Origin of the sequence: Streptomyces sp. BBFR51 (assembly GCF_044591655.1) — a bacterium.
Classification (GTDB): Bacteria; Actinomycetota; Actinomycetes; order Streptomycetales; family Streptomycetaceae; genus Streptomyces.
The window spans coordinates 4991616-5016826 of sequence record NZ_CP172448.1; the positions used below are offsets into that span (position 1 = coordinate 4991616).

Consider the following 25211-nt stretch of genomic DNA (forward strand, 5'->3'; position numbering starts at 1 on the left):
AAAATCTGCTCATATCACCTGATCAAAAACATACCGTTCATGATCCGATACCGACCGGCCTGTAACGGTGGGCGCTAGCGGTGATCGAAACGTGACCGGATACGCTGACTTGAGTGGTGGCAGCGACCTATCGACAAACCAGGTAATCGCCAGTAGACACCAGCAGACAGGAGACCCCTCGTGACCGTCGTCGGGCCGTTCGGGCTGAGCGTGCGGGACCAGGTTCTGGAAGCCGATGTCCAGGCCGGATTGGTTGCTGTCGAGGAAGGGTTGCTTGAGGCAACCAAAAGCGAGGTGCCGTTCATCACGGAGGCCGCCCAGCACCTGGTGCGGGCCGGCGGCAAACGGTTCCGACCGCTGCTGGTGATGCTCTCCGCCCAGTTCGGCGACCGCTACGCCCCCGGGATCGTCCCCTCGGCCGTGGTCGTGGAGCTGACCCACCTCGCCACGCTGTACCACGACGACGTGATGGACGAGGCCGCCGTGCGGCGCGGGGTGCCCAGCGCGAACACCCGCTGGGACAACTCGGTCGCGGTCCTCACCGGCGACTTCCTGTTCGCCCGCGCCTCGCAGATCCTCGCCGACCTCGGACCCGAGGCGGTGCGGGTCCAGGCCCTCGCGTTCGAGCGGCTGGTCACCGGTCAGATCCTGGAGACGGCCGGCCCGCAGGACGGCCGGGACCCGGTCGACCACTACCTGGACGTGCTGGGCGGCAAGACGGGCTCGCTGGTGGCCGTCTCCTGCCGTTTCGGCGCGATGATGTCCGGCGCCGACGAGACGGTGGTGGACGTACTGACCCAGTACGGCGAGCGGCTCGGCGTCGCCTTCCAGCTCGCGGACGACGTCCTGGACATCGCCTCCGACTCCCACGAGTCGGGCAAGACGCCCGGCACCGACCTGCGTGAAGGCATCCCCACCCTGCCGGTGCTGCGGCTGCGCGAGCGCGCCGCCCGGCTGGGGCTCGCCGAGGACGTCGCGCTGTGCGAGCTGCTCGACTCCGACCTGAGCGACGACGCGCGGCACGCCGAGGCGCTGCGCCTGCTGCGCGCCCACCCCGCACTGGAGCAGGCGCGACGGGACACCGTCCGGTACGCCAAGGACGCCCGGGCGGCGCTGGCCCCGCTGCGGGAGTGCGACGCGAAGGCCGCGCTGGTGGAGCTGTGCGACGCGGTGGTCCACCGGGCCGGCTGAGCGCCCCGCCCGCCGGATGGTGTGCCCCACCCCTACGGGCCGGGGGAGACCCCGCCCCCGCGTGTCATACCGCAGGAGTAGGCGGAGTTGAGCCCGCGGTCTGACGATTCCGCTCCGGTGATTTGGTCAGATGGACACCACGGAAAAACACCAATCCTCACCGATTCGGGTGAGAATGGCGGCGCACGGGTCACCAAGTGCGAGGTCGCGAGACAGCCGCCGCCGACGACGGAGGTAGGGCACACATGGCACCGATCGATTCCGACGACAACACGACCGCCGGGGCGGGCGAGGAACTGCGGGCCGGACGGCGCAAGGCCGCGCGGTACGTCGTCCCGGTCACGGTGATTGGAGTGGCGGCCGCGACGATCGGGCTCGTCCCCGCGCTCGCCGACTCCGGGGACCCCGACCTGCCGAAGGTCACGGCGGAGCAGCTCATCGAGAAGATCGCCAAGTCGGACGTCCAGCAGATGTCCGGCACGGTGCGGATCAGCACGGACCTGGGCCTGCCGGACCTCGGTGGGCTGGAGAGCGGCCTGATGTCCGGAATGTCCGGAGGTCCTGGCTCGGGCGGCGGCGACGAGGGCTCCGCCGCCGACCCTTCGGCCAAGCTCACCGAGCTGGTGTCCGGCACCCACACCCTGCGGGTCGCGGCCGACGGTCCCGACCGGCAGAAGGTCTCCCTGCTGGAGAACGCCGCGGAGTACAGCCTGATCCACGACGGCAAGGACGTCTGGGGCTACGACAGCAAGTCCAACGAGGTCTACCACTCCACCGCCCCCGACGGCGCCGAGCGGCCGGAGAAGGACGTGCCGGCCACCCCGAAGGACTTCGCCGACCAGGCGCTCAAGGCGATCGACGACACCACGTCCGTGACCGTGGACGGCACCGCGCAGGTGGCCGGCCGGGACGCGTACAAGCTGGTCGTCAAGCCCAAGCAGGACGGTTCCACGGTCGGTGCGATCACCGTGGCCGTGGACGCCGAGACCGGCACGCCGCTGAAGTTCACGCTGACCCCGGCGAGCGGCGGCGCCGCCGTCGTCGACGCGGGCTTCACCAAGGTCAGCTTCGCGAAGCCGGACGCGTCGACGTTCGACTTCACGCCGCCCGAGGGAGCGAAGGTCACCGAGGGCGACGAGGCGGCCAAGGCCCCGGAGCACGGGCGCAAGGCCCCGGAGCGCGGAGGCAAGACCGAGGGCGACCTCGCCAAGGGGATGGACGGCCTCGAGGTCATCGGCGAGGGCTGGAACTCGATCGCCACCTTCGACACCGGCGGCCAGGGTCTGCCCACGGCCTCCGCGGGCGGCGACCTCGGCGACCTCGGCGGCTTCCTCGGCTCCTTCGGCGACCAGGTCAAGGGCGACTTCGGCTCGGGCACGGTCTTCAAGACCCGCCTGGTCAACGCCCTGATCACGGACGACGGCAAGGTCTACGCCGGCGCGGTCACCAAGGACGCCCTGGTGAAGGCGGCCGACGCCGCGAAGTAGGCCGTACACCGGCCCGTACGGCGACCGCGTACGGCGACCGCGTACGGCGACGAGGACGAAGAGAGGGAGCCGATGGCCGAAGCGTCCGCCACGGAGCGGGAGCGCCCGGACCAGGAGAGCGCGGATGACGCCGTCATCGCCACCCGCGCCCTCACCAAGCGCTACCGCGGCGGACAACTCGCCGTCGACGGTCTGGACCTGACCGTCCCGGCGGGCAGCGTCTTCGGCTTCCTCGGCCCCAACGGCTCCGGCAAGACCACCACCATCCGCATGCTGATGGGCCTGATCGAGCCCACCTCGGGCAGCGCCCGGGTCCTCGGCCGGCCCATGCCGCGCGCGGCCCGCACCGTACTGCCCAGGGTCGGCGCCCTCATCGAGGGCCCGGCCCTGTACGGCTTCCTCTCCGGCCGCGACAACCTGCTCCGCTACGACGCCGCCGACCCCACCGCCGACCCGCGCACCCGGCGCGAGCGCGTCGGGACGGCGCTGGACCGGGTGGGCCTCGCGGCCGCCGCCGGCAAGAAGGCGAAGGCGTACTCGCTCGGCATGAAGCAGCGCCTCGGCCTCGCCGCGGCGCTGCTCCAGCCGCGCGGCCTGCTCGTCCTGGACGAGCCGACCAACGGGCTCGACCCGCAGGGCATGCGCGAGATCCGCGCCCTCGTACGCGAACTGGCCTCCGACGGCACCACCGTCTTCCTCTCCTCCCACCTGCTGGACGAGATCGAGCAGGTGTGCACCCACGCCGCCGTGATGGCACAGGGGCGGCTGATCACCCAGGGCGCGGTGGCCGACCTGGCGGCCGGGGCGCGTGGCCGGCTGGTGGTGACGACGCCGGACACGGGCGAGGCCGCCCGGGTGCTCAAGGAGCAGGGCGCCGGGGACGTGGTCGTCGCCGAGGACCGGGTGACGGCGGAACCACCGGACCGCGACCTCGCCGAGGTGAACGCCGCCCTGGTCGCGGCCCGCGTCCGGGTCCGCGGCTTCGTGTCGGAACGGGCCTCCCTGGAGGACGCGTTCGTGGCACTGACCGGGGAGGGCTTCGATGTCGCGGGCTGAGGCGGCCCAGGAGCCGATGCCGGGGGCCGGAGCGTCGACCCCGGTGATGGCCGCCGGCGCTCCGCGGGCCCCGAGCCCGCTGTGGCCCTTCGGGCTCCTGCGCAGTGAACTGCTGACCACCTTCCGGCGCTGGCGCACCCTCGCCCTGCTGGGCGTACTCGCCGCCGTGCCGATCCTGGTGGGCATCGCCGTGAAGATCGAGACGAGCGACGGGTCCTCGGTCGGCGGCGGGGGAGGCGGTGGCGGCGCGGGACCGGCGTTCATCTCGCAGGTCAGCAACAACGGGCTGTTCCTCGTCTTCACCGCGCTCGCCGCGACCCTCCCGTTCTTCCTGCCGATGGCCATCGGCGTCGTCGCGGGCGACTCGATCGCGGGCGAGTCGAGCGCGGGCACCCTCCGCTACCTGCTGGTCGCCCCGGCCGGCCGCTCCCGGCTGCTGCTGACCAAGTACGCGACGGTGATCGCCTTCTGCCTCGCCGCCACCCTGGTGGTCGCGGTCTCGGCGCTCGCGGTCGGCGCGCTGCTGTTCCCGGTCGGCGACCTGATCACCATCTCCGGCACCCGGATCAGCTACACCGAGGGGCTGGGACGGGCGCTGCTGATCGCCCTGGTCGTGGCCGCCTCACTCGTCGGCGTGGCGGCCCTCGGCCTGTTCGTCTCCACCCTGACGGGCAGCGGCATCGCGGCGATGGCGACCACGGTCGGGCTGCTGATCACCATCCAGATCCTCGACCAGATCCCCCAGCTCGACGCCCTCCAGCCGTACTTCTTCTCGCACTACTGGCTGTCCTTCGCCGACGTGATGCGCGAACCGGTCTACTGGGACGACCTGGTGAAGAACCTCGGCCTCCAGGCCCTCTACGCGGCGGTCTTCGGGTCGGCCGCCTGGGCCCGGTTCACGACGAAGGACATCACCTCGTAGCCGTGGCCCGCGCGGGCCGCCGCTGTGCTCAGCGCACCCGCCGGGTGAGGCGGGCCAGGGAGTCGGTCCCCCTCGGCGGGCCGGCATCGATCTCGCCCAGGCGCCAGGCGGTGACCCACGGGACGCGGTGGACGTCCACGGTCGATTCGAGCAGCCTCACGCGCTGGGCGAGCGGCCGGGGGAGCCGCCCGGGCGCGTCCGCGACAAGGACGACGGAGTCGAGGTCGAGTCCCGCCGGGGCCCGTCCGCGCCGGAAGTCCTCCACGGCCCGGGCGAGGGCCACCAGTCCGGCCGCGTGCGTACGGGCCACCAGCAGGACCGACGGCGGGTCCGCCGGGCCGGGCCAGCGGCGCCCGCAGTCCTGCCCGCCGTACACCGCGGCGAGCGTCGAGACCCCCGCGCCGCCGTGCGTGCCGACCCAGGAGAAGTGCCGTGCGCGTGAGGCGGCCGGCTCCGGGGCGGGCGGTTCCGGTGCGGGTGACTCCGGGGCTGCTGGCGGCTCCGGCACGGTCACCGGTCCGCGGATCCATATCTCCGGTCCCTGTCGCATGCCTGACCGCCTGCCCGTTCGCCTCCCGCGTCACTCGCCCGCGTCCCGCGCCCCGCCTCCCACAACCCCCGCGCGCCCGCCTGGTACCGACCCGCCGACACCGGCGTGACCTCCTGGAACGAGCCTGTGACACCCCGGTGACGTGAGAATCGCGAGCGAGCGGAGAGACTCGACTGTAGGTGCACGACAGGCATGACAGGCTCTGGACGGCAGGGAACAGAAACCGCCGACGGAAGCCGCCGATGAGTGGGGGAACGATGTCTCGACTCGGCCGCGACAAGCAGCGGGACCACGAGCGCGCCGAGCGCTCGCCCGACCTTGCGGCGACGCCGATCGACGTCCGCGTGCCGGAGGGCGACTCCGGCGCACGCAGTGCTTCGGTCGACGGTTCACTGGTCGTCGCGGCCCCGGGCGAGGAGATCCAGAACGCCGTTCTGAACCGCCTCCACCACCTCGCCCTGGCGATCGGCCACCCCGTCCTCGCCACGATCCACGACCGGCGCATCGGCTACTCCGTCCCCCTCCGGGTCGACCCGGACGGCTCCAGCCACCTCGCCGCGGAACCGGTGCCGACGGCGCCCGAGGAGGCACCGGAAGAGGCACCGGAAGAGGCACTGGAGGAGGCACCGGACAAGGCACCGGAAGAGGCATCCGTATGGCAGGACCGGGCCACGCACGTCCTGCGCTCGGTGGAACCCGTGCGGGACAGTTCCCCGACGTTCCCGTTGCCCGCGGTGCCCGAGACGCGACGGGCCGCCCGGGAGGGTGACTCCGCGCCGACGTTCACCCTGCGCGCCCTGCCGGAACCGGCCGAGGGGACGACGCCCGGGGGTACGGCACCCGGCACGGTGGCGCCGCCGACGGGCGCGTTCGGGCCGCCGCCCGTCATGGACGGTGCCGCCACGACCGGCGCCCCGGAAGACGCGGAGCCGCGGCCCGTGCCCGGACCGTTCACCGCACCCAAGCCGACCGCCGCACCGCCTGAGCCGACCGCCGCACCACCGGGGCCGGCCACCGCACCGGAACCGCTCACCGCACCGGAACCGGTCTCCGCACCGGAGCCGACCGTCGCACCGGAGCCGGTCTCCGCCCCCGAGCCGCCTGCCGCACCGGAACCGGTCCCCGCCCCCAAGCCGGTCCCCGCCCCCAAGCCGGTCCCCGCCCGCAAGCGGGAGGCCGCCACCAAGCGTCAAGCCGCCCCCGCCTCGGACCTCGTCCGGGACCTCGACCCCGACCCCAAGCCCACCCCCGCCCGCGGCTTCGACGCCGTGGCCGAGGCCGTGCTCGGCGACGAACCGATCACCGCCCCCGGTGACGCCACCGTCCCCGCGCTCCTCGCGGAGCCGACGGCCCGGATCAACGAGGCCGTCAAGGAGGGACGTACGGAGGCCGCGGCGCGGCTGGCGGAGCAGACGGTGACGGACGCCTCGCAGACGCTGGGGCCGGAGCACCCCGAGGTACTCCGGCTCCGCGAACTCACCGCGTACATCGCCTACCTGTCGGGCGACCCGGGTCGTGCCTTCCACCTCTCCCTGGACCTGTCCCGGATACATCGGCGCACGGGCGACGCCGAGGCCGCGTACGGCAACGTGCAGAGCGCGGCGACCGCCTGGCGTGCCGTACGCGACCCCGCCCGGGGCCTGGAGCTGGGGCGCGACCTGGTCGGCCTGTGGGACGAACTCGCCACCGAGGACGGCCCGGCCGCCGAGGACGCCGAGCAACTGGAGTCCGCCCGCGCCCGCATGGACCGCCTCGCCGAACGCGTCCGCGCCCAGGCAGGCTGACCGGACACGGCGCACGCGCGGACGGCGCACGCGGCGCGGACGGCGCACGCGGGGGCACCGGCCGCGGAGGCGCCCGCCCCTACTGGGACAGTTCCCACACGGCGTACGCGATCGCGTCGCTGTTGCGGTCCAGGGCCGTGTCGTCGATGTTGGCGGTGGTGTCGCAGGACGAGTGGTAGCAGCGGTCGAACGGCTGGCCCACGGTGCCGCCCCACTTGGCCGCCTGTGCGGACGTCTTGCGGTAGTCGGCGCCGCTGAAGAGGCCGCCCACGGGGACGCCCGCGTTCTTGAAGGGCGCGTGGTCGGAGCGGCCGTCCCCCTCGGTCTCGATCTCGGTGGAGATGCCGAGACCGGCGAAGTAGTCCTTGAAGGTCTTCTCGATCGTGGGATCGTCGTCGTAGACGAAGTAGCCGGGGTTGGGTGAGCCGATCATGTCGAAGTTCAGGTAGCCGCTGATCTTCGCGCGGTCGGCGGAGCCGAGACTGCTGACGTAGTGGCGGGAGCCGACGAGGCCCAGCTCCTCCGCGCCCCACCAGGCGAAACGCAGGTGCTTGGCGGGCTGGTAGCCGGAGCGGGCCACGGCGAGCGCGGTCTCCAGGACCGCCGAGGAGCCCGAGCCGTTGTCGTTGATGCCGGGGCCGGAGGTGACGCTGTCCAGATGTGACCCGGCCATGACAACCTCATTCGCGTCGCCGCCGGGCCAGTCCGCTATCAGGTTGTAGCCGGTGCGGCCGGAGGCGGTGAACTGCTGGACGCGGGTGGTGAACCCGGCCGCGTCGAGCTTGGCCTTCACGTAGTCGAGCGAGGCCTGGTAGCCCGCACGGCCGTGCGCGCGGTTGCCGCCGTTCGCCGTGGCGATCGACTGCAACTTCGTCAGGTGGGCCTTGACGTTGGCTATCGGTATGTCGGGCGCCGCGACGACGGCCGCGGGAGCGGAGGCGGGCGCGGTACGCGCGGACGCAGACGCAGACGCAGACGCAGACGCAGGCGCGGACGCGGATGCCACGCCGGCGGCGGAACCGCCGGTCACCAGTGTGGCGACGGCGACGGCACCGGCCGTCAGCGCACGCCCGGAAAGGGGGAGCTTCATGTGGGGGGCTCCGGATTCCTAGGGAGTCCCTGGGGAGGGACTCCGCAGTGAATGGGGTGCCTGGATGGTGTGGCCGGGACTGACCCTGCGTCAAGACCGCTATTCGGCCACGGCATCGCGCATACCGGAACCCCCCTGGTCGCGGCTAGTGGACGCAGAACTCGTTCCCTTCGGGGTCCGCCATTACCACCCACTCCCCGCCCGGCTCCTTCACCTGCCGCAGTACGCTCGCTCCCAGCCCCTGAAGCCGGGCGACCTCCTGCTCGCGCTGCCCGTCCCGCGCGTGCACGTCGAGGTGGACCCGGTTCTTGACGGTCTTGGCCTCCGGTACACGCTGGAAGAGCAGCCGCCGGCCCAGTCCGGTGCCGCTCTCCTCCTGGAACGGGTCGTCGGGGTGCCGCACGGCGGCCAGGTCCCGCCAGGCGCGGCGGCCGTGGGACTCGACGGTCAGCTCGGCCGGCGCCGCCCCGAAGCCCAGCAGTTTCTCGATGAGCGCGCTGTTGTCCTCCACCTCGTAGTGGAGGGCGGCGGCCCAGAAGTCCGCCTGCGCGTGCGGGGCGGCCGCATCGATGACGATCTTGAAGTGCAGGGGAGCGGGCCCTGAGGTCGGTGTCATGAAGCCAGTCATATGGGATGCACGAGCGGACGGGCAACGGAATCGCCGGAACCGACCCCGGGCGCCCGGGGCGCCCGGGGCGGGCGGGCGAGGAGGGGCGTGGGAGGGGCGTGGGAGCGGCGTGGGAGGGGCTACGGCTTGGGACGCGCCGTGGCATCGAGGTGCCCGGGCGCGGCGGAATCGGACGCCGGCGTCCCGGAGGCCACGACCCCCGTCCCCGGCTCCCGCACGGCGGCGCTTCCCTTGGCCGGCGGTACGCCCGCGCCCGCCCGGTCCAGCTGCTCCCTGAGCGCGCGGGCGGTCCGGTGGGCGGTACGCAGCGCGTCCCAGGTGAGCAGCGTGAGTGCCAGCCACACCAGCGCGAACCCGGCCCAGCGCTCGGGCGGCATGGCCTCGCCGAAGTAGAGGACGCCGAGCACGAACTGGAAGACCGGCGCCAGGTACTGCAGCAGCCCCAGCGTGGACAGCGGTACGCGGATCGCCGACGCGCCGAAGCAGACCAGCGGGATCGCGGTGACCACGCCGGTCGCGGCGAGCAGGGCCGAGTGACCGAGGCCCTCCGTGGTGAAGGTCGACTCGCCCTGAGAGCCCAGCCACAGCAGATAGCCGAGCGCCGGCAGGAACTGGATCGCCGTCTCGGCGGTCAGCGACTCGACGCCGCCGAGGTTGACCTTCTTCTTCACCAGGCCGTACGTGGCGAAGGAGAAGGCGAGGCAGAGCGAGATCCACGGCGGCTGGCCGTAGCCGATGGTGAGGACGAGCACGGCCGCGAAGCCGGTCCCGACCGCCGCCCACTGCGCGGCGCGCAGGCGCTCCTTGAGCAGCAGCACGCCCATCGCGATGGTGACCAGCGGGTTGATGAAGTACCCGAGCGAGGCCTCGACGACATGGCCGCTGTTCACGGCCCAGATGTAGACACCCCAGTTGACGGTGATGACCGCGGCGGCCACCGTGACCAGGGCGAGCCTGCGCGGCTGCCGCAGCAGCTCGCCGGCCCAGGCCCAGCGCCGTACGAAGAGCAGGGCGACGCCGACGAAGGCGAGGGACCACACCATCCGGTGGGCGAGGATCTCGCCGGCCCCGGCGGGCTTGAGGAGCGGCCAGAACAGCGGGACGAGGCCCCACATCCCGTACGCCGCGAAGCCGTTCAGCAGGCCTATGCGCTGCTCACTCCTGGGCGACCCGGCCACGGGCACCTCCTTCTACGCACACGGCATGCCGGGGACGGGGAGGAGGCATGCCAGGACGAAGGTAGCGCCGCACCCGGCCGCCTGTCATGCCCGTATCGGAATACGGTCATGACAGGCGGCCGGGTGCCGTGCGGCCGGTGCGGCGGTCAGCCCTTGAGCGCGACGGCGACGGCCTCGGCGAGCGGCGTGGTCGGGCGGCCGGTCAGCCGGGACAGGTCACCGGTGGAGACGACCAGCTCGCCCTTCCCGATGGAGGCGTCCACGCCCGCGAAGACGTCCGCCAGTGGTCCGGGCACCCCGGCGCCGGTCAGGATGCCGGTGTAGGCCTCGAGGGAGACGGGGTTGTAGGCGATCTCCTTGCCGGTCTGCCGGCTCAGCTCGGCGGCGTACTCGGCGAAGCTCCACGCCTCGTCGCCGCCCAGCTCGTACGCCGTGTTCTCGTGGCCCTCGCCGGTCAGTACGGCGACGGCAGCGGCCGCGTAGTCGGCGCGTGAGGCGGAGGAGACCCGGCCCTCGCCGGCCGCCTGCACGACGGCGCCGTGCTCCAGGACCGGGGCGAGCTGCTCGGTGTAGTTCTCGTGGTACCAGCCGTTGCGGAGCAGCGAGTACGGCACGCCCGAGCCGACCAGCACCTCCTCGGTGGCGCGGTGGTCGTCGGCGAGCGCCGCCTTGAGGCTTTCGGGGGCGCTGGTGTAGGCGAGCAGGGCGACGCCGGCCTTCTTCGCCGCCTCGATCACGATCGTGTGCTGCCGGACGCGGTCCTTGTCGAACTCGTTGCCGGAGATCAGCAGCACCCGGTCGCCGGCCGCGAACAGGTCGTCGAAGGTCTCGGGGGAGTTGTAGTCGGCGACCGCGAGCCGTACGCCGAGGTCGGCGAGGTCGGCGGCCCTGGCGCGGTCCCGGACGACCGCGGTGACCTGGTCGGCCGGCACCTTCTCCAGCAGTTGCCGTACGACGTGGCGGCCGAGGTGCCCGGTGGCTCCGGTGACGACGATGCTCATGGCTTTCAGTGCTCCTTGCGGGGGGTGCGTTTCTGCGTTTCCACTAACCCTATGAGCTGCGCTATCTGAACGAAAGTGCCAACTTTGAAGTAAGTTACGCACCTGAAAGTAAGTGAAGACCGCGGCAGACCGCCGTATGTACGCAGACCGCCTTATGCACAGAGGCAGAGGCCCGGACGTCCCCGTCCGGGCCTCTCGCATGCGGTGCACCGGTCGTCGGTGTCAGCCGACGACCGTCCAGGTGTCGTTGCCGGCGAGCAGCGCGGCGAGGTCGCCCTTGCCGTTCTGTTCGACGGCGGTGTCGAGCTGCTCCGACATGAGCGTGTCGTAGACCGGCCGGTCGACCGAGCGCAGGACACCGATGGGCGTGTGGTGGAGGGTGTCGGGGTCGGCGAGGCGGGACAGCGCGAAGGCGGTGGTCGCGGACTTCGCGTGGGCGTCGTGGACCAGGATGTCCGCCTCGTTGTCCGCGGTGACGGTGACGACCTCCAGGTCACCGGTCCGCGGATCCCGTACGACGCCCTTGGAGCCGTCGGTGCCGAAGCGGATCGGCTGCCCGTGCTCCAGGCGGATCACCGCCTCCTCGGCCTGCTGCCTGTCCTTGAGGACCTCGAAGGCGCCGTCGTTGAAGATGTTGCAGTTCTGGTAGATCTCGATCAGCGCCGTGCCCGGGTGCTCGGCGGCCTGGCGCAGCACCTCGGTGAGGTGCTTGCGGTCCGAGTCGACGGTGCGGGCGACGAAGGACGCCTCCGCGCCGAGGGCGAGCGAGACCGGGTTGAAGGGCGCGTCCAGCGAACCCATCGGCGTCGACTTGGTGATCTTCCCGACCTCGGAGGTCGGGGAGTACTGGCCCTTGGTCAGACCGTAGATCCGGTTGTTGAACAGCAGGATCTTGAGGTTGACGTTGCGGCGCAGTGCGTGGATGAGGTGGTTCCCGCCGATGGACAGGGCGTCGCCGTCGCCGGTGACGACCCAGACGGACAGGTCCCGGCGGGAGGAGGCGAGGCCGGTGGCGATGGCGGGGGCACGGCCGTGGATCGAGTGCATCCCGTAGGTGTTCATGTAGTACGGGAAGCGGGAGGAACAGCCGATGCCGGAGACGAAGACGATGTTCTCCTTCGCCAGACCGAGCTGGGGCATGAAGCCCTGCACGGCGGCAAGGACGGCGTAGTCGCCGCAGCCGGGGCACCAGCGCACTTCCTGATCGGACTTGAAGTCCTTCATGGACTGCTTGCCCTCGGCCCTGGGGACGAGCTGGAGCAGTGCGTTGCCGTCAGCCATCGATGGCCTCCTTCAGGACCGTGGCGAGCTGTTCCGCCTTGAACGGCATGCCGTTGACCTGGTTGTACGACGCCGCGTCGACCAGGTACTTCGCCCGGATCAGGGTGGCGAGCTGCCCGAGGTTCATCTCGGGGATCACCACCTTGTCGTAACTCTTCAGCACCGCGCCGAGATTGGGCGGGAAGGGGTTGAGATGACGCAGGTGGGCCTGCGCGATCCGGCCGCCCTCCTTGCGGATCCGGCGCACGGCCGCGGTGATGGGGCCGTACGTCGAGCCCCAGCCCAGCACCAGCGCCTTCGCGCCGTCCGGGTCGTCGACCTCCAGGTCGGGGACGTCGATGCCGTCGATCTTGGCCTGGCGGGTGCGGACCATGAAGTCGTGGTTGGCCGGGTCGTAGGAGATGTTCCCGGTGCCGTCCTGCTTCTCGATGCCGCCGATGCGGTGCTCAAGGCCCGGCGTGCCCGGCACCGCCCAGGGGCGGGCGAGGGTGTGCGGGTCGCGCTTGTACGGCCAGAAGACCTCGGTGCCGTCGTCCAGCGTGTGGTTGGGGCCCTGTGCGAACCGCACCGCGAGATCCGGCAGCTCGTCCACCTCGGGGATCCGCCAGGGCTCCGAGCCGTTGGCCAGATAGCCGTCGGACAGGAGGAAGACCGGGGTGCGGTAGGTGAGCGCGATCCGTGCCGCCTCCAGGGCGGCGTCGAAGCAGTCCGCAGGGGTGCGCGGGGCGACCACCGGCACCGGTGCCTCGCCGTTGCGCCCGTACATCGCCTGCAGCAGGTCGGCCTGCTCCGTCTTGGTCGGCAGACCGGTGGAGGGACCGCCGCGCTGGATGTCCACGACCAGCAGCGGCAGCTCCAGGGAGACCGCCAGGCCGATCGTCTCGCTCTTGAGCGCCACACCGGGGCCCGAAGTCGTCGTCACCGCGAGCGAACCGCCGAAGGCCGCGCCCAGCGCCGCGCCGATCCCGGCGATCTCGTCCTCGGCCTGGAAGGTCCGCACTCCGAAGTTCTTGTGCCGGCTCAGCTCGTGCAGGATGTCCGAGGCCGGGGTGATCGGGTACGAGCCCAGGAAGAGCGGCAGGTCCGCCTGCCGGGACGAGGCGATCAGGCCGTAGGCCAGCGCCAGGTTCCCCGAGATGTTGCGGTAGGTGCCGGGCGGGAACGCCGTCGCCGCCGGTGCCACCTCGTAGGAGACCGCGAAGTCCTCCGTCGTCTCACCGAAGTTCCAGCCCGCGCGGTAGGCGGCGATGTTGGCCGCGGCGATGTCGGGCTTCTTCGCGAACTTCGACTTCAGGAACTTCTCCGTGCCCTCCGTGGGCCGGTGGTACATCCAGCTCAGCAGCCCGAGCGCGAACATGTTCTTGCTGCGCTCGGCCTCCTTGCGGCTGAGGTCGAACTCCTTGAGGGCCTCGACGGTCAGCGTGGTCAGCGGCACCGGATGCAGGTGGTACCCGTCGAGGGAGCCGTCCTCCAGCGGAGACGTGTCGTAGCCGACCTTCTGCATCGCCCGCTTGGTGAACTCGTCCGTGTTGACGATGATCTCCGCGCCGCGCGGCAGGTCGCCGACGTTCGCCTTCAGCGCGGCCGGGTTCATCGCGACCAGCACGTTGGGGGCGTCGCCCGGCGTGAGGATGTCGTGGTCGGCGAAGTGCAGCTGGAACGACGAGACGCCCGGCAGGGTGCCGGCGGGTGCCCGGATCTCGGCCGGGAAGTTCGGCAGAGTCGACAGGTCGTTGCCGAACGACGCCGTCTCCGAGGTGAAACGGTCCCCGGTGAGCTGCATCCCGTCGCCCGAGTCCCCCGCGAACCGGATGATCACCCGGTCCAGCCGGCGGACGTCCTTCGCCCCGACCGGTTTGCGCTGCGCTCCCACGACGGTCTCGTCGGTTCCGTCGGCCTGCTCCGCTGGGCTGCTGACCTGGCTGGTCACTGAACTGGACCTCCCTCGGGACGGCTGTCCGGGGACTGGTCTCCCACCGACCGTCCCGGGATCAACCCTACGTCCGCACGCCATGACTTCCGGTGGACATTCGCATGATGGATATGACTTCGAGACGGCCCGCAGCCCTGGTATTCCAAGGGTTTTCCGCCTCCCGGCACTGGTGGGGACGCCGCCTGCCCGCGCTTCGGTTTCTCATTCGTCCGGATGAGTACCCGACCCGCCGAGCCGGCCAACCGCTTCCGGTACGTGAGCCACTCGTGTCAGGAATTGAGATAGGTGAGTACGGCGAGCACCCGCCGGTGATCACCGTCGCTCGGGGACAGGCCCAGCTTCATGAAGATGTTGCTGACGTGCTTCTCCACGGCACCGTCGCTCACGACCAGCTGCCGGGCGATCGCCGAGTTCGTCCGGCCCTCGGCCATCAGCCCCAGCACCTCGCGCTCCCGCGGGGTGAGCCCCGCCAGCACGTCCTGCTTGCGGCTGCGCCCGAGGAGCTGCGCGACCACCTCCGGGTCCAGCGCCGTACCCCCCTGCGCCACCCGGACCACCGCGTCCACGAACTCCCGCACCTCGGCCACCCGGTCCTTGAGCAGATAACCGACGCCCCGGCTGGAACCGGCCAGCAGCTCCGTGGCGTAGCGCTCCTCCACGTACTGGGACAGCACCAGCACGCCGAGGCCGGGGTGCGCCTTGCGCAGCCGCACCGACGCGCGCACCCCTTCGTCGGTGTGCGTCGGCGGCATCCGTACGTCCGCCACCACGACGTCCGGCAGCTCACCCTGCGCGTCCAGCTCGGTGATGGTCTTGATCAGTGCCTCACCGTCGCCGACACCGGCCACGACGTCGTGCCCGCGGTCGGTCAGCAACCGGGTCAGCCCCTCCCTGAGCAGCACTGAATCCTCGGCGATGACCACCCGCACCCTGTCCTCCACGATCCTCGGTCCCCCCACAGCCCCGTGCACCCCACGGCCCGCGCGGCCCACGCCGCGTCCACGAACCGTCCGTGCGACAGGTCCAGCATTCCAGCATCGGAGGCCGAACGCCCTCGGGCAATGGGATGAGAAGGGGAAGTCAGGAGTGTCAGTCCGGGTTCGGCCGCTCGGTGGCCGGTTTTCGCCCGCCCGCGCCCGCCGCCCGCCCGCACACGTCGCCCGCCCCCTGCGGGCGTGTGCCGGGGTCAGGCCGGTCTCTACCGGGCGACCGGCTCGGTCCGCCACGGCAGCTCCGCCGTGACCCGCGTCGGCCCTCCGGCCGGGGAGTCCACCACGAGGATGCCGTCCACCGCGTCGAGCCGCTCCGCCAGTCCGGCCAGCCCGGACCCGGCGGAGGCGTCCGCACCGCCCATGCCGTTGTCCACGACCTGGAGCATCAGCCGGTTCTCCACCCGCCACACCTCCACGGCGGCCGACGTGGCCCGCGCGTGCTTGCTTATGTTCTGGAGCAGCTCCGAGACGGTGAAGTAGGCGATGCCCTCGATCGCCGACGCCGGCCGCTGCGTCAGGTCCACCTCCACCCGCACCGGCACGGCGCAGCGCGAGGCGACCGCCGACAGCGCCGCGTCCAGACCGCGGTCGGTCAGGACCGCGGGGTGGATGCCCCGGGCCAGGTCCCGCAGTTCCTGCAGGGCCGTCTTCACCTCGCCGTGTGCCTCGTCGACCATGACGGCCGCGGCCCGGGGGTCTTCCCTCAGCTTCTCCTTGGCCAGGCCCAGATCCATGGCCAGGTTGACCAGGCGGGCCTGTGCCCCGTCGTGCAGGTCGCGCTCGATGCGCCGCAGGTCGGCCGCGGCCGTGTCGACCACGACCCCCCGGTCCGACTCCAGCTCCACGACGCGCGTCGCGAGCCGCGACGGTCCGAGCAGCCCGTGCACCATGACCCGGTCCACCATCGTCAGCGCCCGCACCAGCCACGGCGTCGCCAGCGTGAACAGCAGCCCGACCAGCGCGGTCACGGTGATCTCGAAGGGGTTGTCCAGATAGACCTGGTGCGTCTCGTCGCCGTACAGCTGGAGCCCGTCCTGGCCCGCGTACATCGGGAACACCCAGAACCACAGCGGATAGGTCAGCATCGACCAGCCGGTCGTCCAGACGGCCACCGAGACGACGAAGGAGAACACGGCCCACGGGAACTGCAGCAGCGCGTACAACAGGCTCCGCCAGGAGGTGCCGCTCTTGAGCACGGCCCCCATCCAGCCCATCGCGCCCTGCTTCTTCAACCGCAGCGGTTCCGGGTCGGACACCTGGAGCCCCAGCAGGGCGCGGGCCCGCATCCGCTCCATCGCCCCGAAGCCCCGGCACCCGGCGAGCGCCGCCGCCAGTACCGGCACACCCAGGAACGTCACCAGCAGGCCCGCTCCCAGCGACACCATCGTGACGGCGTACGTGAAGAGCAGGATGCCGACCGGCAGACCCACCAGGACATAGCCGAACTCTCGCCAGCTGCGTGCCTCGAACGGTGCCCGCAGCCCCGCCGGCAGCCGGTGGCGCCGCGCCCCGGTGTCCCCGGGGAAGCCGGGCCCGCTCCCGAGCCCGTAACCCTGTCCGTATTCCGTGGCCATCGGTGCCGTCCTTCTCCTCGTCCCAAGGCTGTGCTGTGGTAACTCCACCCTCCTCGAGGGCACCGTCCCGGCCAATGGAGCCCGTCGGCGTCTGGAGAGGGGGGTTTTCCCTACCCCGACACCCGGACACACCCTGACCCGCGGAGGAGCGCGGCGTGGTTCGGGGCTTCAGCCACTTCAGTACTTCGTGGCGGAGGTACGGGAGATGCCCGAGGACGCGTCGGCCTCCGTGCGGTCCCGCCACGGCAGCTCGGCCGTGATGGACGTCGGGCCGCCCTGCGGCGAGTCGACGACGAAGAGACCGTCGACGGCGGACAGCCGGTCGGCGAGGCCCTTCATCCCCGTACCGCCGTCGAGGCTCGCGCCCCCGTGGCCGTCGTCTCCCACCTGTATGAGCAGTCGGTCGGACGACCGCCACACCTCCACGGAGGCGGTTCTCGCCCCACTGTGCTTGCTGACGTTCTGGAGCAGCTCCGAGACGGTGAAGTAGGCGATGCCCTCGATGGCGGCCGCCGGGCGCTCCGTCAGGTCGACGGTCACCTTGACCGGCACGGTGCAGCGGGAGGCGACCGACGAGAGCGCCGCGTCCAGGCCGCGGTCGGTGAGGACGGCCGGATGGATGCCGCGGGCCAGGTCCCGCAACTCCTGGAGGGCCAGCTTCACCTCGCCGTGCGCCTCGTCGACCATGGCAGCCGCCGTGTCGGGGTCCTCCAGGAGCTTCTCCTTGGCCAGGCCCAGCCCCATGGCCAGGTTGACCAGGCGGGCCTGTGCCCCGTCGTGCAGGTCGCGCTCGATGCGCCGCAGGTCGGCCGCGGCCGTGTCGACCACGACCCCCCGGTCCGACTCCAGCTCGGCGATCCGCCGCTCCAGCTCGTCGGACGGCGACAGCAGTGCGCGCACCATCGCCCGGTCGGCGTTGGCCAGGACCCGCGCGATGAACGGCAGCACCGGCCACAGCACGAACAACGACGTCAGCGTGACGGCGAAGGTGAGAACGCCCCAGGGGAACCGGATGAAGTCGTACAGAACGGTGCGCCACCCCACCGGGTCCTTCAAGGACATCCACAACTGAGAGAAGAAGCCGTCATTCCCCCGCAACGGCAGCGGGCTCGGCTCGTCCACCCGCACCCCGAGCAGCGCCCGGGCACGCGCCCGCTCCAGCTTGCCCAACTGCCTGGCCCCCAGCAGGCCTGCCGCCAGCAGCGGGAACCCGATCACCGTGACCGTCAACCCGACGCCCACGGCCAGCATCGTCGCGACGTAGGTGAAGCCGATCAGCGCCGCCGGGAGATTCGCCAGCAGGTGGGCGATCTCCTTCCAGGTGTGCCGGTCGTAGGCGAACCGGGCCGGCGGCAGGTGGCCACCGGTCGCCCCACCGGCGAGCCCGGTGGGGGTCGAAGTCGAGACGTGTTCGGTCATACGAGCCAGCGTGCCGTGCGGCGAGGCAGCGCGCCATGAGGTGGACCGCCGGGATGCACTGAGGAAAACCCCACCCTCGCGTCTCAAGGTACGACGGGCTGCTTACCGTCTCTTTATCAGGCCCTAGACTCCCGTGCGTACAGATCGTCGAACAGCCGCGTTCACGACAGGGAGCGAGGAACGCACGTGCCGGAACCGACCGTCGGGCTCGCCGCGGACTATTTCCAGTCCTACTCGGTCGTCGGCCTGCTCGCCGTCGTGGGGGTGCTCTTCGTCGCCGTCGCCTTCGGTGCCGGGCGCCTGCTGCGGCCGGTGGTCCCGACGCCCGAGAAGCTGCTGACGTACGAGTGCGGCGTCGACCCCGTCGGCGAGGGCTGGGCCCACACCCAGGTCCGCTACTACGTGTACGCGTTCCTCTACGTCATCTTCGCGGTCGACTCGATCTTCCTCTTCCCCTGGGCGACGGTCTTCGCCGACCCTGGTTACGGCGCGACGACCCTCGTGGAGATGTTCATCTTCCTCGGCTTCCTCGCCGTGGGTCTGTTGTACGCATACAAGAAGGGCGTCCTGTCGTGGACGTGAACCCCGCCGATCCCGTACCCGTGGCGCTTCCCGAGCCCAAGCGGCTCGGCACCCTCGCACGCCTCGCCCCGGAGCCGATGAAGGTCGTCCTGAACTGGGGCCGCCGGTACTCCCTGTGGGTCTTCAACTTCGGCCTCGCCTGCTGCGCGATCGAGTTCATCGCCGCGTCGATGGCCCGCCACGACTTCATCCGGCTCGGCGTCATCCCGTTCGCGCCGGGCCCGCGCCAGGCCGACCTGATGGTCGTCTCGGGCACCGTGACCGACAAGATGGCGCCGGCCGTCAAGCGCCTGTACGAGCAGATGCCCGAGCCGAAGTACGTCATCTCCTTCGGCGCCTGCTCCAACTGCGGCGGCCCCTACTGGGACTCCTACTCCGTGACGAAGGGCGTCGACCAGATCATCCCCGTCGACGTCTACGTTCCCGGCTGCCCGCCGCGCCCCGAGGCGCTGCTCCAGGGGATCCTCAAGCTCCAGGAGAAGATCGCACGGGAGTCGCTGGGGGAGCGGTACGGCACCTCGCCCCGGCCGTCGACGGCCGCGCTGCAGAGCGGCCTGGTGCGACCGCCGGACACGGACACGGACACGGACGCGGGCACGGGAACGGACTCGGGGGAGGGCCGATGACCGCGGTCGGCTGGCTGCCCGCCGGCGTCGGGGAACTCTTCGGTACGGAGGCCACGGCCGAGGAGTCGTACGACGTCCTGACCGTGGACGTGCCGCCGGCGTCCTGGATCTCCGCCCTGGAGACCGCGCGCGACCGCCTGGGCTGCACGTACTTCGACTGGCTGAGCGCGGTCGACGAACCGGGCACCGGGTTCCGCGTCGCGGCCCATGTCGTGGCGCTGGGGCCGGTGCGCCGGCTGCTGCTGCGTACGACGGTCCCGCACGAGGCCCCGGTCCTGCCCACGGCCGTCGCGGTGTACGCGGGCGCGGCCTGGCACGAGCGCGAGACCCACGAGATGTTCGGTGTCGCCTTCGAGGACCACCCCGCGCTGGAGCACCTGCTCCTGCCGGAGGGCTTCGAGGGCCACCCGCTGCGCAAGGACTTCGTCCTCGCCGCCCGCGTCGCCAAGGCCTGGCCTGGCGCCAAGGAGCCCGGCGAGTCCGATCACGGCGGCCCCCGTCGCCGCCAGATGCTGCCGCCGGGCGTCCCCGACCCCAACGAGTGGGGTCCGCTGAAGGGCCAGCTGCCACCCGCTCCGGCCCGCCCGGCCCGCGGTGCGGGGCGTGCGGCCGGGGAGCGTCCGGCCCGCGTGGCGGGCGAACGCCCTGCCCGTCGCACCCGTACGGCCGCCGAGGGTTCCGTCGGTCAGGCGGCACCCGGCACCGAAACCCCGGCCGCTCCGCGCCGTTCCCGCACGGCCGCCGAGGGCTCGGCCGGCCAGGCATCCCAGGGCGGCCAGGAGTCCACGGCGGACCAGCCCACAGCCGCACCGGCGCCCCGGCGGTCGCGCAGTGCGAGTCAGGGCTCCGCGTCCCAGCGAACGTCCGGCCCCGCGGACGAACCCACCGCCGGGTCCGTCACCGGGCAGCGGCACGTCGCCGATCCCGTTGCCCCGGCGAACCGGCGGGACGCCTCGGGCACCGGGCCGTCGGACGATGCGGGCTCCGGCCCGGCTCCCGGGGGCAGCGACGACACCGCCGCCTCCTCGCCCCCCGAGGAACCGGCCCCGCAGCGGCCGCCCTCGACACCGCGCAGCACGGACGCGCCGTGGCACCACGCCCGCCCGGCGTTCGACGAGCCCGCCGAACCCGGGCTCCGGAGCGAGCCGGGCACCTCCGCGGAACCGGACGCCCCCGAGGAACCTGCCGTTCCCGACGAGCCGGACGCCCCCGAGGAACCTGCCGTTCCCGACGAGCCGGACACGCCCCAGGAGTCCGACACCCCCGGCGACTCCGACAGCCCCAGGAAGCCCCCCAACTCCCCAGGAGGCCCGCAGTGAACGACGCGCTCGACGTCACGCTGCGGCTCCTGGTCGTCTTCGTCGTCTTCCTCGCCTTCCCCCTGATCGTCGGCCAGACCGAGCACAAGGTGATGGCCCACATGCAGGGCCGCCTGGGCCCGATGTACGCCGGCGGCTTCCACGGCTGGGCCCAGCTCGTAGCCGACGGCGTGAAGTTCGCGCAGAAGGAGGACGTGGTGCCCGCCGACGCGGACCGCCGCATCTTCCAGCTCGCCCCCGCCGTGGCCCTGCTGCCGTACCTCCTGGTTCTCCTGGCCATCCCCGTCGGGCCCGGAGAGGGCGCGGTCGGTCAGGTCGTCGACGCGGGCGTCTTCTTCGTCCTCGCCGTCATGGGCGTGGGGGTTCTCGGCTCGCTCATGGCCGGCTGGTCCTCCGCCAACAAGTTCTCCCTCCTCGGCGGCCTGCGCACCGCCGCCCAGCTCCTGGCGTACGAACTCCCGATGCTGCTGACCGCCGCCTCCGTGGCGATGGCGGCCGGCACCGTCTCGCTCGTCGGCATCCTCGACGCCTTCGAGTGGTGGTGGCTGCCCTGGCAGATCGTCGGCGCGATCGTCTTCTTCGTCGCCGGGCTCGCCGAACTCCAGCGGCCCCCCTTCGACATGCCGGTCGCCGACTCGGAGATCATCTTCGGTGCCTACACCGAGTACACCGGCCTGCGCTTCGCTCTGTTCCTCCTCGCCGAGTACGCCGGAATCGTCGTCCTGTGCGGTCTGACCACCGTCCTCTTCCTGGGCGGCTGGCACGGCCCCTGGGGTGCCGACGGCCTCGGCTGGGTGTGGACCCTGCTCAAGGCGGCCGTCCTCGCCTTCGTCGTGATCTGGCTGCGCGTGACCTACCCGCGCCTGCGCGAGGACCAGCTCCAGAAACTGTCCTGGACGCTCCTCGTCCCCCTCTCCCTCGCCCAGATCGCCCTCACCGGCATCGTCAAGGTGGTGATCGCGTAATGGCCCCCATCCCCGGCAGCGGCCTGGCCAAGGGCCTGGCCGTCACCCTGCGCACGATGACGAGGAAGACCGTCACCGAGCAGTACCCGGACGCCCAGCCGGAACTCCCGCCCCGCACCCGCGGAGTGATCGGCCTGTTCGAGGAGAACTGCACGGTCTGCATGCTGTGCGCCCGCGAGTGCCCCGACTGGTGCATCTACATCGACTCCCACAAGGAGACGGTCCCGGCGGCGACCCCCGGGGGCCGCGACCGCAGCCGCAACGTCCTCGACCGTTTCGCCATCGACTTCTCCCTGTGCATGTACTGCGGTATCTGCATCGAGGTCTGTCCTTTCGACGCCCTGTTCTGGTCCCCGGAGTTCGAGTACGCCGAGACCGACATCCGTGAACTCACCCATGAACGCGACAAGCTCCGCGAGTGGATGTGGACGGTCCCGGCCCCGCCCGCCCTCGATCCCGGCGCGGAGGAACCCAAGGAACTCGCCGCCGCCCGCAAGACCGCCGACAAACTGGCCGCGCGGCAGGAGACGGACCAGCCCGGACAGGAGGGCCCGGAATGACCCTCGCAGCGACCGTCGGCCGGCTCGCCGCGGACTCGACGACCCGGGCCGCCGCATCGCACGGCTTCCTCTCCCCGACCGGCGTGGAGATCGCCTTCCTCCTCGTCGGCCTGGTCACCCTCGGAGCCGCCGTCGCCACCGTCACGACCCGCCAGCTCGTCCACGCCGCCCTGTGGCTGGTGGTGGCCCTCGGCGGCCTCGCCGTCGAATACCTCCTGCTCACCGCCGAGTTCATCGCCTGGGTCCAGGTCCTCATCTACGTCGGTGCCGTCGTCGTCCTCATCCTGTTCGGTCTGATGCTGACCAGGGCGCCCATCGGCCGCTCCCCGGACGCCGACTCCGGCAACCGCTGGGCCGCCCTCACCGTCGCCGTGGCCTCCGCCGCGGCGCTGGTGTGGGTCGTCGTCGACGCCTTCCGCACGACCTGGATCGACCTGGACGGCCCGGCCGCCGGCTCCACGGCCGTCACCGGAGCGAGCCTCTTCCAGAACTGGGTCCTCCCCTTCGAGGCCCTCTCCGTCCTCCTCCTCGCCGCCCTGGTCGGCGCCATCGTGCTGTCCCGCAAGGCCAAGGCGGACCGGGCGGCCGACGTGGCCCGGACCGGCACGGCACGGACAGCCCACGCCGACCGGCAGACCGACGCGGACCGCGGTAGCGCCCCCGACGGTGCCGACAAGGACGGTGTCCGCTGATGCACCTCGCCTATCCGGCCGTCCTCTCCGCCCTCCTCTTCTGCACGGGCCTCTACGGCGTCCTCGCCCGCCGCAACGCGATCCTGGTCCTGATGTCGGTCGAGCTGATGCTCAACGCCGTCAACCTCAACCTGGTCGCCTTCGACGTGTGGCTCAGCAAGGCCGCGGAAGAGACCCTGCACTCCGGCCAGGCCCTGACACTGTTCACGATCGCCATCGCGGCCGCCGAGATCGGCATCGGCCTGGCGATCGTCCTCGCCGTCCACCGCAACAGCGGTACCTCGGACATCGACAAGCTCCGCGACACCGCCGAGGGTCACGCACCGGACGGATCCGACACCGACAACCCCGCGACCGGGACGGCCGAGAAGGCTGAGGCCACCGCGTGACCACGACCACCCTCGCCGTACTCGTCCCCCTCCTTCCCTTCCTCGGGGCAGCCGTCGGCCTCCTGCTGGGCCGGTCGGCGCCCGGGTTCGCCCGCCCCCTCGCCGTCCTGCCCACGCTGGCGGCCCTCGTTCTCGCCGTACTCGTCGCGGCCCGCCAGGGCGGTGGCCGGGCCGTCGACGCCGTCACGGAGCTGACACCCACCGGTTCGGTCCCCGTCGAACTCGCCCTGCACATCGACGGCTTCGCCGCCCTCGTCGCCGTCCTGGTCGGCTGCGTCGCCACCTGCGTGCAGATCTACTCCACGGGCTACCTGCGCGACGACCCGCGCTACGCCTCGTACGCCGCACTCGTCTCCCTGTTCACCTCCGCCATGTTCCTCGTCGTCTACTCCGGCGACCTGATGGTGCTGCTGGTCGGCTGGGAGATCATGGGCATCTGCTCGTACTTCCTGGTCGGCCACTACTGGGAGACCCCGGAGGCGCGCGCCGCCTCCCTCAAGGCCTTCCTGGTGACCAAGCTCGGAGACGTCCCCTTCCTGATCGGTCTGCTGGCGCTGGCCACCGAGGCCGGCTCCTTCCGCCTCACCGAGATCCTCGGTGCGGTGGCGAGCGGATCACTCGACCACCCGACGCTGATCGCGCTCCTGCTCCTGGCCGGTGTGGCGGGCAAGTCGGCGCAGTTCCCGCTGCACACCTGGCTCCCCGACGCGATGGCGGGCCCGACGCCCGTCTCCGCGCTGATCCACGCCGCGACGATGGTCGCCGCCGGTGTCTACTTCGTCGCCCGGCTCCTTCCGCTCTTCGAGGCCTCACGGGCCGCGATGGTCGTCCTCGCCGTCATGGCCGCCGTCACGATGGTCGGCTCGGCGCTCGCCGCACTCGCCCAGGACGACATCAAGCGCGTCCTCGCCTACTCGACGATCGGACAACTCGGCTACATGACCGGCGCCCTCGCCGCGGGAGACCGCGGTGCCGCCGTCTTCCACCTCCTCACGCACGGCGCCTTCAAGGCGCTGCTGTTCCTCGCCGCCGGCGTGATCATCCACGCTGCCGGCACCAATTCGCTGGCCGCCATGTCCCGCATGCGGGGCCTGCGCGAACGAGTCCCCGACGCCTACTGGACGATGACCGTGGCGCTGCTCGCCCTCGCCGCGATCCCGCCCTTCAGCGGCTTCTTCTCCAAGGAGTCCGTCCTCGGCGTCGCGGAGCACGTCGCCACCGGCCACACCGAGCACGCTCCCGGCGCCGCCGGCTGGACCGTCCTCGTCGCCGGACTGATCACGGCCCTGCTCACCGCCGCCTACGCGACCCGCCTGTGGCTGCTGGCCTTCCGCGGACGCGGCGCCGAGGCCCCGGACCACGGCAGGCAACCGGTGGTCATGAACGCCGTGCTCTGGGCGCTCGCCATCCCCTCACTCGCGCTGGGCGGGCTCGCCTTCCGCCTGCTGCCCGACTGGTTCGACGGCCACGACCTCACCCCGACCCTCACCACCTCCGTGCTCGGCACGGGCGTGGCCCTGGTCGGCGGCATCGTCACCTACGCCGCCTGGCGGCACACCACGGCACTCGCGGCCGCGACCCCGCTCGGCGCGGTCGCGGCCCACCCCGAGGGCGACGCCGCCCTGGTGGAGGCCGAGGCCATCGCCAGCCACAGGCCCGCATACGGAAACCTCGCCTCCGCGCCCGACCCCTCGGATCCGGGACGGCTGCTGCTGGGCCCGATGCACCGGCACGCGGCCGTCGGCTTCCACCTGGACGCGGTGTACACGACCCTCTTCGTCCGCCCGGTCCAGGCCGGCGCGAGCCTCGTCCGGTTCCTCGACCGCGAGGTCGTCGACACCTACGTACGCGCCGCGGGCAGCCTGCCCCGCCTGCTCGGGGTCGCCGTGCGACGCGCCCAGACCGGCAATGTGCAGACCTATGTGACCGCGCTGCTCGCCGGCACCGTCGTCCTCGCGGTCGCCGCCGTCCTCGTCGCCACGGGAGCGTGAG

Annotated in this window: 23 protein-coding genes; 13 read left to right on the top strand and 10 right to left on the bottom strand. The window is 71.8% G+C overall.

Translation table 11 applies throughout. The annotated features are described in order from the left end of the window. Positions 1-180: 180 nt before the first annotated feature. The 4 genes from ACGH7X_RS22865 to ACGH7X_RS22880 all read left to right on the top strand — a co-directional run bounded on the left by ACGH7X_RS22865 (position 181) and on the right by ACGH7X_RS22880 (position 4656). Positions 181-1191, top strand: coding sequence for a polyprenyl synthetase family protein (locus ACGH7X_RS22865; RefSeq protein ID WP_399887428.1), 1011 nt, complete (start codon positions 181-183; stop codon positions 1189-1191). 245 nt (positions 1192-1436) lie between these two features. Beyond that, entirely contained in the window at positions 1437-2678 is a 1242-nt protein-coding gene (locus tag ACGH7X_RS22870) for an outer membrane lipoprotein carrier protein LolA (protein WP_399887430.1), read from the top strand. Positions 2679-2750: 72 nt separating this feature from the next. Then, the gene (locus ACGH7X_RS22875) at positions 2751-3734 is read left to right on the top strand and encodes an ABC transporter ATP-binding protein (protein ID WP_399887431.1); all 984 of its coding nucleotides are present in this window, start codon (positions 2751-2753) and stop codon (positions 3732-3734) included. After that, positions 3721-4656, top strand: a complete 936-nt coding sequence (locus ACGH7X_RS22880; RefSeq protein ID WP_399887433.1) for an ABC transporter permease — start codon at positions 3721-3723, stop codon at positions 4654-4656. Before ACGH7X_RS22875 ends, ACGH7X_RS22880 begins: the two co-directional genes overlap by 14 nt. A gap of 28 nt (positions 4657-4684) precedes the next feature. On the opposite strand, the gene ACGH7X_RS22885 is transcribed toward ACGH7X_RS22880, so the two are convergent. Further along, positions 4685-5206, bottom strand: a complete 522-nt coding sequence (locus tag ACGH7X_RS22885; RefSeq protein WP_399887435.1) for a DUF6668 family protein — start codon at positions 5204-5206, stop codon at positions 4685-4687. Positions 5207-5463: 257 nt separating this feature from the next. Here ACGH7X_RS22885 and ACGH7X_RS22890 point away from each other — a divergent pair, with 257 nt between their 5' ends. Then, entirely contained in the window at positions 5464-6990 is a 1527-nt protein-coding gene (locus ACGH7X_RS22890; RefSeq protein WP_399887437.1) for a tetratricopeptide repeat protein, read from the top strand. Between the two features lie 79 nt (positions 6991-7069). Here ACGH7X_RS22890 and ACGH7X_RS22895 read toward each other — a convergent pair whose 3' ends face one another. The 9 genes from ACGH7X_RS22895 to ACGH7X_RS22935 form a co-directional block, all read right to left on the bottom strand. Then, entirely contained in the window at positions 7070-8080 is a 1011-nt protein-coding gene (locus ACGH7X_RS22895; RefSeq protein WP_399887439.1) for a M28 family metallopeptidase, read from the bottom strand. 145 nt (positions 8081-8225) lie between these two features. Further along, on the bottom strand, positions 8226-8696 hold the full coding sequence (locus ACGH7X_RS22900; protein WP_399887441.1) for a VOC family protein: 471 nt from the start codon (positions 8694-8696) through the stop codon (positions 8226-8228). A gap of 131 nt (positions 8697-8827) precedes the next feature. Then, positions 8828-9886: an EamA family transporter RarD gene (gene rarD, locus ACGH7X_RS22905; RefSeq protein WP_399887443.1), complete on the bottom strand. Its 1059-nt coding sequence runs from the start codon at positions 9884-9886 to the stop codon at positions 8828-8830. A gap of 146 nt (positions 9887-10032) precedes the next feature. Then, positions 10033-10887 (bottom strand): SDR family oxidoreductase, encoded by an 855-nt coding sequence (locus tag ACGH7X_RS22910; protein ID WP_399887445.1) that lies wholly within the window; start codon positions 10885-10887, stop codon positions 10033-10035. 222 nt (positions 10888-11109) lie between these two features. Then, the gene (locus ACGH7X_RS22915) at positions 11110-12168 is read right to left on the bottom strand and encodes a 2-oxoacid:ferredoxin oxidoreductase subunit beta (RefSeq protein ID WP_399887447.1); all 1059 of its coding nucleotides are present in this window, start codon (positions 12166-12168) and stop codon (positions 11110-11112) included. Beyond that, positions 12161-14098 (bottom strand): 2-oxoacid:acceptor oxidoreductase subunit alpha, encoded by a 1938-nt coding sequence (locus ACGH7X_RS22920; RefSeq protein ID WP_399887449.1) that lies wholly within the window; start codon positions 14096-14098, stop codon positions 12161-12163. The genes ACGH7X_RS22915 and ACGH7X_RS22920 overlap by 8 nt, the downstream gene beginning before the upstream one ends. 272 nt (positions 14099-14370) lie before the next feature. After that, entirely contained in the window at positions 14371-15030 is a 660-nt protein-coding gene (locus ACGH7X_RS22925) for a response regulator transcription factor (protein ID WP_276209026.1), read from the bottom strand. Between the two features lie 269 nt (positions 15031-15299). Beyond that, positions 15300-16667 (bottom strand): sensor histidine kinase, encoded by a 1368-nt coding sequence (locus ACGH7X_RS22930; protein ID WP_399887451.1) that lies wholly within the window; start codon positions 16665-16667, stop codon positions 15300-15302. A gap of 177 nt (positions 16668-16844) precedes the next feature. Next, on the bottom strand, positions 16845-18086 hold the full coding sequence (locus tag ACGH7X_RS22935) for a sensor histidine kinase (protein ID WP_399887453.1): 1242 nt from the start codon (positions 18084-18086) through the stop codon (positions 16845-16847). Between the two features lie 186 nt (positions 18087-18272). On the opposite strand from ACGH7X_RS22935, the gene ACGH7X_RS22940 reads away from it, so the two are divergent. Genes ACGH7X_RS22940 through ACGH7X_RS22975 form a run of 8 tightly spaced genes read left to right on the top strand, consistent with a single transcriptional unit; the run spans position 18273 to position 25210 of the window. Continuing rightward, positions 18273-18668: an NADH-quinone oxidoreductase subunit A gene (locus tag ACGH7X_RS22940; RefSeq protein WP_217170232.1), complete on the top strand. Its 396-nt coding sequence runs from the start codon at positions 18273-18275 to the stop codon at positions 18666-18668. After that, complete coding sequence (locus ACGH7X_RS22945; RefSeq protein ID WP_399887455.1) at positions 18659-19294, top strand: NADH-quinone oxidoreductase subunit B; 636 nt, start codon at positions 18659-18661, stop codon at positions 19292-19294. Before ACGH7X_RS22940 ends, ACGH7X_RS22945 begins: the two co-directional genes overlap by 10 nt. Next, complete coding sequence (locus ACGH7X_RS22950) at positions 19291-20613, top strand: NADH-quinone oxidoreductase subunit C (protein ID WP_399887457.1); 1323 nt, start codon at positions 19291-19293, stop codon at positions 20611-20613. Before ACGH7X_RS22945 ends, ACGH7X_RS22950 begins: the two co-directional genes overlap by 4 nt. Beyond that, positions 20610-21578, top strand: coding sequence for a complex I subunit 1 family protein (locus ACGH7X_RS22955; protein ID WP_003974345.1), 969 nt, complete (start codon positions 20610-20612; stop codon positions 21576-21578). The genes ACGH7X_RS22950 and ACGH7X_RS22955 overlap by 4 nt, the downstream gene beginning before the upstream one ends. After that, entirely contained in the window at positions 21578-22138 is a 561-nt protein-coding gene (locus tag ACGH7X_RS22960; RefSeq protein ID WP_399887459.1) for a NuoI/complex I 23 kDa subunit family protein, read from the top strand. Before ACGH7X_RS22955 ends, ACGH7X_RS22960 begins: the two co-directional genes overlap by 1 nt. Beyond that, positions 22135-22830, top strand: a complete 696-nt coding sequence (locus ACGH7X_RS22965) for an NADH-quinone oxidoreductase subunit J (protein WP_399887461.1) — start codon at positions 22135-22137, stop codon at positions 22828-22830. Before ACGH7X_RS22960 ends, ACGH7X_RS22965 begins: the two co-directional genes overlap by 4 nt. Then, the gene (gene nuoK / locus ACGH7X_RS22970) at positions 22830-23219 is read left to right on the top strand and encodes an NADH-quinone oxidoreductase subunit NuoK (RefSeq protein WP_399887463.1); all 390 of its coding nucleotides are present in this window, start codon (positions 22830-22832) and stop codon (positions 23217-23219) included. The genes ACGH7X_RS22965 and nuoK overlap by 1 nt, the downstream gene beginning before the upstream one ends. Beyond that, the gene (locus ACGH7X_RS22975) at positions 23216-25210 is read left to right on the top strand and encodes an NADH-quinone oxidoreductase subunit L (RefSeq protein WP_399887465.1); all 1995 of its coding nucleotides are present in this window, start codon (positions 23216-23218) and stop codon (positions 25208-25210) included. The genes nuoK and ACGH7X_RS22975 overlap by 4 nt, the downstream gene beginning before the upstream one ends. Position 25211: the final 1 nt, after the last annotated feature.

Excerpts from the sequence above, each read along its gene's own strand:
- ACGH7X_RS22880 (WP_399887433.1), top strand. The coding sequence starts at position 3,721 with ATGTCGCGGGCTGAGGCGGCCCAGGAGCCGATGCCGGGGGCCGGAGCG.
- ACGH7X_RS22930 (WP_399887451.1), bottom strand. The coding sequence starts at position 16,667 with ATGGCCACGGAATACGGACAGGGTTACGGGCTCGGGAGCGGGCCCGGC.
- ACGH7X_RS22935 (WP_399887453.1), bottom strand. The coding sequence starts at position 18,086 with ATGACCGAACACGTCTCGACTTCGACCCCCACCGGGCTCGCCGGTGGG.
- ACGH7X_RS22885 (WP_399887435.1), bottom strand. The coding sequence starts at position 5,206 with ATGCGACAGGGACCGGAGATATGGATCCGCGGACCGGTGACCGTGCCG.
- ACGH7X_RS22910 (WP_399887445.1), bottom strand. The coding sequence starts at position 10,887 with ATGAGCATCGTCGTCACCGGAGCCACCGGGCACCTCGGCCGCCACGTC.
- ACGH7X_RS22895 (WP_399887439.1), bottom strand. The coding sequence starts at position 8,080 with ATGAAGCTCCCCCTTTCCGGGCGTGCGCTGACGGCCGGTGCCGTCGCC.
- ACGH7X_RS22960 (WP_399887459.1), top strand. The coding sequence starts at position 21,578 with ATGGCCCCCATCCCCGGCAGCGGCCTGGCCAAGGGCCTGGCCGTCACC.
- ACGH7X_RS22890 (WP_399887437.1), top strand. The coding sequence starts at position 5,464 with ATGTCTCGACTCGGCCGCGACAAGCAGCGGGACCACGAGCGCGCCGAG.
- nuoK (WP_399887463.1), top strand. The coding sequence starts at position 22,830 with ATGCACCTCGCCTATCCGGCCGTCCTCTCCGCCCTCCTCTTCTGCACG.
- ACGH7X_RS22900 (WP_399887441.1), bottom strand. The coding sequence starts at position 8,696 with ATGACACCGACCTCAGGGCCCGCTCCCCTGCACTTCAAGATCGTCATC.
- ACGH7X_RS22870 (WP_399887430.1), top strand. The coding sequence starts at position 1,437 with ATGGCACCGATCGATTCCGACGACAACACGACCGCCGGGGCGGGCGAG.
- ACGH7X_RS22965 (WP_399887461.1), top strand. The coding sequence starts at position 22,135 with ATGACCCTCGCAGCGACCGTCGGCCGGCTCGCCGCGGACTCGACGACC.
- ACGH7X_RS22950 (WP_399887457.1), top strand. The coding sequence starts at position 19,291 with ATGACCGCGGTCGGCTGGCTGCCCGCCGGCGTCGGGGAACTCTTCGGT.
- ACGH7X_RS22875 (WP_399887431.1), top strand. The coding sequence starts at position 2,751 with ATGGCCGAAGCGTCCGCCACGGAGCGGGAGCGCCCGGACCAGGAGAGC.
- ACGH7X_RS22915 (WP_399887447.1), bottom strand. The coding sequence starts at position 12,168 with ATGGCTGACGGCAACGCACTGCTCCAGCTCGTCCCCAGGGCCGAGGGC.